The following is a 6149-nucleotide window of genomic DNA, read 5'->3' on the forward strand; positions in this document are numbered from 1 at the left end:
CCACGGCGCCGAACTCCGTCGTGCAGACGGGGGTGAAATCCTTGGGGTGCGAAAAGAGGATCGCCCAGCTGTCCCCGACCCAGTCGTGCAGCGACATGCTGCCCTGATCGGTTTCGACGGTCAGATCGGGGATGGTGTCATTTATGCGCAAGCTCATGGTGTCCTCCGGTATGCATTATGGTCGGTATCCGGAAGATAGGTACTTTCCCTGCCCGTTTCATCCCCTCTCTTGCAGAGTGAGAAGCGCGGTGACACAGTGGCGCGAATTTGGCCGGGGGCAGCCCCGACATATGCCGAAGCCAAGAGGAGAATCACGATGATCGAGAAACGCGAATTTTACATCAATGGCGAATGGGTCGCCCCGAAGCAGGCCAATGACTATGCCGTCATCGACCCGTCAACCGAAGAGCAATGCGCCGTCATCTCGCTCGGCGATCAGGCTGATACGGACGCCGCCGTTTCAGCGGCACGCGCAGCTTTCCCCGGCTGGTCCCATACATCCAAGGAAGAGCGGACACAGCTGATCCGCAAACTGCTGGAGATCTATCAGGCCCGGTCCGAGGAAATGGCGCAGGCGATGTCCAAGGAAATGGGCGCACCGATCGAAATGAGCCGCGCGCAGCAGGTCGGTGCCGGTAGCTGGCACATCGAAGGTTTCCTGAAGGCCTTCGAAGACTTCTCTTTCGAGCGCGACTTCACGGATTCCGAAAAGACCCTGCTGGAACCCATCGGTGTCTGCGCGCTGATCACCCCTTGGAACTGGCCGATGAACCAGATCGTGCTGAAGGCGATTCCGGCGATGGCGACTGGCTGCACCATGGTGCTGAAGCCTTCGGAGATCGCACCGCTTTCGGGTCTGCTCTTTGCGGAATTCGTGCATGAGGCAGGCTTTCCCAAGGGCGTCTTCAACCTTGTGAACGGGGATGGCGCGGGCGTGGGCAGCCAGCTTTCCGCGCACCCCGGCGTCGATATGGTCAGCTTCACCGGTTCCACACGCGCCGGTATCGCCATTTCCAAGGCGGCGGCGGACACGCTGAAGCGGGTATCGCTGGAACTCGGCGGCAAGGGCGCCAACATCATCTTCGAGGACGCGGACCCCAAGGCCGCCAAGCAGGGTGCGATCCGCTGCTTCCGGAATTCCGGCCAGTCCTGCAACGCGCCGACCCGGATGCTGGTCCACAAGTCGCGTTATGACGAAGCCGTGGAAACCGCAGCCGAGGTTGCGCGCAATACCCACGTGGGCCCCGCCTCCGAAGAGGGCAGGCATATCGGGCCTGTCGTTTCCGAAGCGCAGTTCAACAAGATTCAGGGCCTGATCGAAAAGGGCATGTCCGAAGCACGGCTTGTCGCCGGCGGTCTGGGGCGTCCCGATGGGCTGAACCGGGGCTATTACGTGAAGCCCACCGTTTTTGCGGATGTGTCGAACGACATGACCATCGCGCAGGAAGAGGTCTTTGGCCCGGTGCTGTCGATCATCCCCTTCGAGTCGGAGGACGAGGCCATCAGCATCGCCAATGACACGCCTTATGGCCTGACCAACTATATCCAGACGTCCGACACCGACAAACGCCGCCGCGTGGCACGCCAGCTTCGCTCCGGCATGGTGGAGACGAACGGGAAAGGCTTTGCCCAGGGTTCGCCCTTTGGCGGCTACAAGCAGTCCGGTAACGGGCGCGAAGGCGGCATCTTCGGTCTTGAGGAGTTTCTCGAGGTGAAGGCCGTATCGGGCTGGGCCGCTGAATAGGCTGCCCTGACCATCGGGGGAAATACCGCCCCCATCTGGCCCGCATTCCCGCATCTAGCGCGGTTTGCGGGCCCATTCTTCCCAGATGAACGGATATTGCCACACGCAGTCATGCGTACGGCTCAGCACGTCGCGGATCGCTTCGCGCTGGCCGATCTGGGCGTCCGTGTAGTGGTGAAACTGGACCGTCAGCCGGTCGATGCGGGCGATCAACCCGCTGTCGATCAAGGCGGGCAGAAGATCATATTCGCCACCTTCGATATTCATCTTGACCACGGCCAGCTTGTCCAGACCAAGGTCGTCGAAAATCTCTTCCACCGGGCGAACCGTACCTGTGACCTTGGGTCCCTCCCTGACCAGCGCGGAGGAGGCATTGTCATCATCCGTAAGGTCGAGGCTGCCTTCCCTTGCGCCCACCGCGAAGTCGTGAACCCGGATGTCGGCCCGTCCTGCGAAACGCCCGTTCATTGCGGCTGCAAAGCGGGGATGCGGCTCGAACACATGGACAGTGACGCCATATCGCTCCGTCATGGCAGCCGCCCAATCGCCGAGGTAGCCGCCAAGGTCAAGCACGACATCGCCTGGCTTCAGCCCCTCGTATCGCAGGGGGGTTCCCCGGCCATGTGCCGCCCGAAACTCCCGAATCAGGCGTTTGCGCGCCCGGAATGCGGGGTCGGTTGCCAGCTTCCATAGCTTGTGCAGTTCGCTGGGTACGGTCATGGGCAGCGGCCTTTTGATCTGGGCAATCGGTTCGGCTTTACCCTACAAAGGCCACGACCGACGCGAAAGGCACGCTGACACATGATTTATTCCCGCCTGCACGGGGGCCTCGGCAATCAAATGTTCCAATACGCAGCCGCGGCCCAGCTTGCCGCGCGGCTGGGGGTGGAGGTTGCACTCGACCCCCGGCGTGCCCTCGCCAAGGGGCAGGGCGAGCTTACCACCGTCTTTGACTTGCCGGTTGTCCCGCCCCACAGGCTTCCTCCCGACCGGGACGAGCGGATGCTGGGGTATCTGCTTTGGCGGCTCTTTGGCCGTCGTCCCGTGCTGCGCCGTGAAAGGGGGCTGGGATACGATCCGGCTTTCGAGACCTGGGGGGATGAAAGCTATTTGCACGGCTATTGGCAGAGCCAGAAATATTTCGCCGATATCGAAGACAGGCTGCGGGAAGATTTCGTCATGACCCCGCCCATGTCTGAAGAGAATACGAAAATGGCGCAGCGCATCGCGGCGGGCCCTTCTGTCGCCCTGCATGTAAGGCGGGGCGATTACGTGGCACTGGGGGCCACAGCAGTCTGCGATCAGGCCTATTACGATGCTGCGCTGAAGGCGGTAACGGACGGTTTGGCCGAGGCACCGACCGTTTTTGTCTTTTCCGACGATCCCGGCTGGGCGCGCGATAACCTCGCGGTACCTTTCGAGAAGGTTGTCGTGGATCTCAACGGGCGGGAAACGGCGCATGAGGATATGCGGCTGATGTCGCTTTGCCAGCACAACGTCATCGCCAATTCGACGTTCAGCTGGTGGTCGGCCTGGCTGAACCGTAACCCGGAAAAGCGCGTTGCCGCCCCTTCCCGCTGGTTCGCGAATACCCACCAGCGCAATCCCGACATCCTGCCGGAGAGCTGGATCCGCATCGGTTCCTAGAAGGGTGCCTTGCTGCGCACCTTGGTGGAATGGCCGCCCTGGGGATGATTGAACCGCAATTCCTGGGAATGGAGCATCAGACGGGGATAATCCCGCGCGGGACCTTCGGCATAGAAGGGATCACCCAGTATCGGATGCCCCAACGCCAGCATGTGAACCCGCAACTGGTGACTGCGCCCGGTGCGCGGATGCAGCCGCACGCGGGCGGTATCGCCTTCCGCCTTGATCACCCGCCAATCCGTCTGGGCCGGTTTGCCGGTCTCGTGGCAAACCATCTGCCGGGGCCGGTTGGGCCAATCGACGATCAGCGGCAGATCGACTGTCCCAGTCTTGTCGGCGGGAACGCCCCAGACACGGGCGACATAGGTCTTCTTGGTCATCCGCTTCTCGAACTGGAGGCCAAGGTGCCTTTGCGCATGGGGGGTCAGCGCAAAGATCATCACGCCCGAAGTGTCCCGATCTAGCCGGTGCACCAGCAAGGCATCGGGAAATGCCACCTGCACCCTGCTCAGCAGGCAATCCGCCAGTTCCGGCCCCTTGCCGGGCACGGAAAGCAGGCCGCTGGGCTTGTCCACCAGCAGCACATCTGCGTCTTCGTGCAGAACGGATAACGGAACGTCAGGCGGGTCGTATTGGGTTTCCATTCCCGTGCGTCTCAAATGTAGCATGCGATGACAAGCCATCATGCGAAAGGTTTCCCATGCATCCGACGATCGAGACTATCCAACAGGTCGTGGCGAAGGGCGATGCCGAAGCCATCGCGACAGTTCTGGCCGAAGACGTGCGCTTCATGCCGCCCACCTACTGGGCCACATGGACAGGCCGCGACGCGGTGGCCGCGGTTCTGGGACATGTGGGGCAAGTCTTCAGTGACTTCCGGTATCGGCGCATCATGGGGGAAGGCAACGACTGGGCGCTGGAATTCCAATGCAGGATAGGCGATCTCGATGCCGTGGGCGTGGACCTCATCACCCTCGATCAGGATGGGTTGGTACAGACCTTCGAAGTGGTCATGCGACCGCTGAAATCTGTTGCCGCGCTGCGCGAGGCAATGAACGCCCGCGTCGCGCAGGACCCCGCGTTCCTGAAGCATCGCTCGGCGCTCAGCTGACGCGCGGTACCCGTCGAAGACCTGTCACCATCGACGTCGTATAGATGATCAGCGCCAGCCAGATCATCGGAAAGGCGATCATCCGGGCGCGACCGAATTCTTCCCCGAAGATGAACACCGCCACAAGGAAGATCATCGTGGGTGCGATGTACTGCAACACGCCGATCGTCGACAGGCGCAACAGCTTCGCCCCGTTTGCATAGAACAGCAGCGGAACCGCCGTGACCGCCCCGCAGCCGAACAACAGCCAAGTGTTGAGCGGTACACCCGTCGCGAAATGGCTCTGCCCCGTCATCATCAGCCAAAGGACGTATCCCGTGGCCGGGGCCAGAAGGATCAGCACTTCGAGCAAAAAGCCTTGGTTCGGGCCAATCGGCAGGCTCTTCTTGGCCAGCGCATAGAACCCCCAACTCAACGTCAGGCCGAGCGCCGCCCAGGGTACACGGCCCGCATCCACGATGAGGACCAGAACCGCCCCCGCCGCCAGTGCAATGGCCAGAAGCTGTGCCCGGGACAAGCGTTCACCCAACAAAACGGCCCCCAGAAGCACGCTGAACAAGGGGTTGATATAATACCCCAGCGCGGCGTCGAGCGCGTGGCCGGATGCGATCGACCAGACGTAGATGCCCCAGTTGACCGAGATCAGCGCAGCGGTGACGCAGCCCATGGCCAGCATACGTGGTGAGCGGATCGCTTCGCGCAGGGCCGCGGTCCGGCGCATGGCGATCAGTACCACCGCGGCGATGGGGACAGACCAGATCACACGATGCGCCACGATCTCGGCCGCCGGCACATGCGCAAGCGCCTTCATGTAAAGCGGCAGGAACCCCCAGAGGAAATAGGCCGCCAGCGCAAAGGCAAGGCCGCTCGGGGTATCCTCGTTCGTCTTGGGCGTCAGGGCGTCGGGGCTGCGCATCACGGTATTCCAAATGGTCGTAAATCCCGGGGGAGCCGCCGCGGCGCGGCGGCGGGGGCTGGCCCCCCTCCCTTCCCCTTAGACCCGTTAGTGCCCCGCTTCCAGCCTCAAACCTTCACCCGCTCGGAGGCGGGATCATACATCGGCTTCAAAGAAGCCTCCGCCGCCACGCGGGTTCCGGCCACGTCGATCTCGTAGCGGGAGGAGAGCACCTGCGCCGCCGTCTCGCCGCGGCAGGGGACGTAGCCCAACCCCATCGCCCCGCCAAGGTGGTGGCCATAGGCGCCGGAGGAAAGATAGCCCACGATTTTCCCGTCCCGCAGGATTGGCTCGTTATGATAGAGCAGCGGTTCGGGGTCCTTTAGACGAAACTGTAGCAGCCGGGCCGAAAGCCCTTCGTCCTTCTTGCGCAGCACGGCATCGCGCCCGATGAAGTCCGGCTTGTCCGTCTTCACCGCGAAGCCCAGCCCTGCTTCCAGCACGTGATCTTCGGGCGTGATGTCATGCCCGAAGTGGCGGAATCCCTTCTCGATCCGGGCGCAGTCCATCATGTGCATCCCGCAAAGCTTCAGCCCGAATTCCTGCCCGGCCGCATGCAAGGTCTCGAACGCATGGGCGGCCATGTCGGCGCTCACATAAACCTCCCAGCCCAGTTCTCCGACGTATGTCACCCGGTGGACCCGAGCGAGCCCCAGCCCCAGCTCGATATCCTGCGCCGTGCCAAAGGGGTT

At 62.4% G+C, this 6149-nt stretch carries 8 protein-coding genes; 3 read left to right on the plus strand and 5 right to left on the minus strand.

The features are described from left to right. Window positions 1–157: redoxin domain-containing protein (locus A3764_RS02045; protein WP_150122057.1), on the minus strand; the 157-nt coding region annotated here is incomplete at its 3' end. A 159-nt stretch (window positions 158–316) separates the two neighbouring features. On the opposite strand from A3764_RS02045, the gene A3764_RS02050 reads away from it, so the two are divergent. Next, on the plus strand, window positions 317–1744 hold the full coding sequence (locus A3764_RS02050) for an aldehyde dehydrogenase family protein (protein ID WP_067919395.1): 1428 nt from the start codon (window positions 317–319) through the stop codon (window positions 1742–1744). A 54-nt stretch (window positions 1745–1798) separates the two neighbouring features. On the opposite strand, the gene A3764_RS02055 is transcribed toward A3764_RS02050, so the two are convergent. Continuing rightward, window positions 1799–2464: an FkbM family methyltransferase gene (locus A3764_RS02055; RefSeq protein ID WP_067919393.1), complete on the minus strand. Its 666-nt coding sequence runs from the start codon at window positions 2462–2464 to the stop codon at window positions 1799–1801. Window positions 2465–2545: 81 nt separating this feature from the next. Here A3764_RS02055 and A3764_RS02060 point away from each other — a divergent pair, with 81 nt between their 5' ends. Further along, window positions 2546–3391 carry an alpha-1,2-fucosyltransferase gene (locus A3764_RS02060; protein ID WP_067919391.1) on the plus strand — a complete coding sequence of 282 codons (846 nt, stop codon included), beginning with the start codon at window positions 2546–2548 and terminating at the stop codon, window positions 3389–3391. Here the strand turns inward: A3764_RS02060 and A3764_RS02065 are convergent. Next, window positions 3388–4035 (minus strand): RluA family pseudouridine synthase, encoded by a 648-nt coding sequence (locus A3764_RS02065; RefSeq protein ID WP_067919389.1) that lies wholly within the window; start codon window positions 4033–4035, stop codon window positions 3388–3390. The genes A3764_RS02060 and A3764_RS02065 overlap by 4 nt on opposite strands. A 56-nt stretch (window positions 4036–4091) precedes the next feature. Here A3764_RS02065 and A3764_RS02070 point away from each other — a divergent pair, with 56 nt between their 5' ends. Further along, window positions 4092–4502, plus strand: coding sequence for a nuclear transport factor 2 family protein (locus A3764_RS02070; RefSeq protein ID WP_067919386.1), 411 nt, complete (start codon window positions 4092–4094; stop codon window positions 4500–4502). Here A3764_RS02070 and rarD read toward each other — a convergent pair. Together rarD and A3764_RS02080 are read right to left on the minus strand one after the other, a co-directional pair. Further along, on the minus strand, window positions 4495–5418 hold the full coding sequence (gene rarD / locus A3764_RS02075) for an EamA family transporter RarD (RefSeq protein ID WP_067919384.1): 924 nt from the start codon (window positions 5416–5418) through the stop codon (window positions 4495–4497). The two genes, A3764_RS02070 and rarD, sit on opposite strands and share 8 nt — an antisense overlap. 107 nt (window positions 5419–5525) lie before the next feature. Next, window positions 5526–6149, minus strand: a 624-nt coding sequence (locus tag A3764_RS02080) for an aminomethyltransferase family protein (protein WP_150122058.1), incomplete at its 5' end; no start/stop codon positions are given.

Origin of the sequence: Sulfitobacter sp. HI0129, from assembly GCF_001635395.1 — a bacterium.
Classification (GTDB): Bacteria; Pseudomonadota; Alphaproteobacteria; order Rhodobacterales; family Rhodobacteraceae; genus Sulfitobacter.

Excerpts from the sequence above, each read along its gene's own strand:
- A3764_RS02050 (WP_067919395.1), top strand. The coding sequence starts at position 317 with ATGATCGAGAAACGCGAATTTTACATCAATGGCGAATGGGTCGCCCCG.
- A3764_RS02055 (WP_067919393.1), bottom strand. The coding sequence starts at position 2,464 with ATGACCGTACCCAGCGAACTGCACAAGCTATGGAAGCTGGCAACCGAC.
- A3764_RS02060 (WP_067919391.1), top strand. The coding sequence starts at position 2,546 with ATGATTTATTCCCGCCTGCACGGGGGCCTCGGCAATCAAATGTTCCAA.
- A3764_RS02065 (WP_067919389.1), bottom strand. The coding sequence starts at position 4,035 with ATGGAAACCCAATACGACCCGCCTGACGTTCCGTTATCCGTTCTGCAC.
- A3764_RS02070 (WP_067919386.1), top strand. The coding sequence starts at position 4,092 with ATGCATCCGACGATCGAGACTATCCAACAGGTCGTGGCGAAGGGCGAT.
- rarD (WP_067919384.1), bottom strand. The coding sequence starts at position 5,418 with ATGCGCAGCCCCGACGCCCTGACGCCCAAGACGAACGAGGATACCCCG.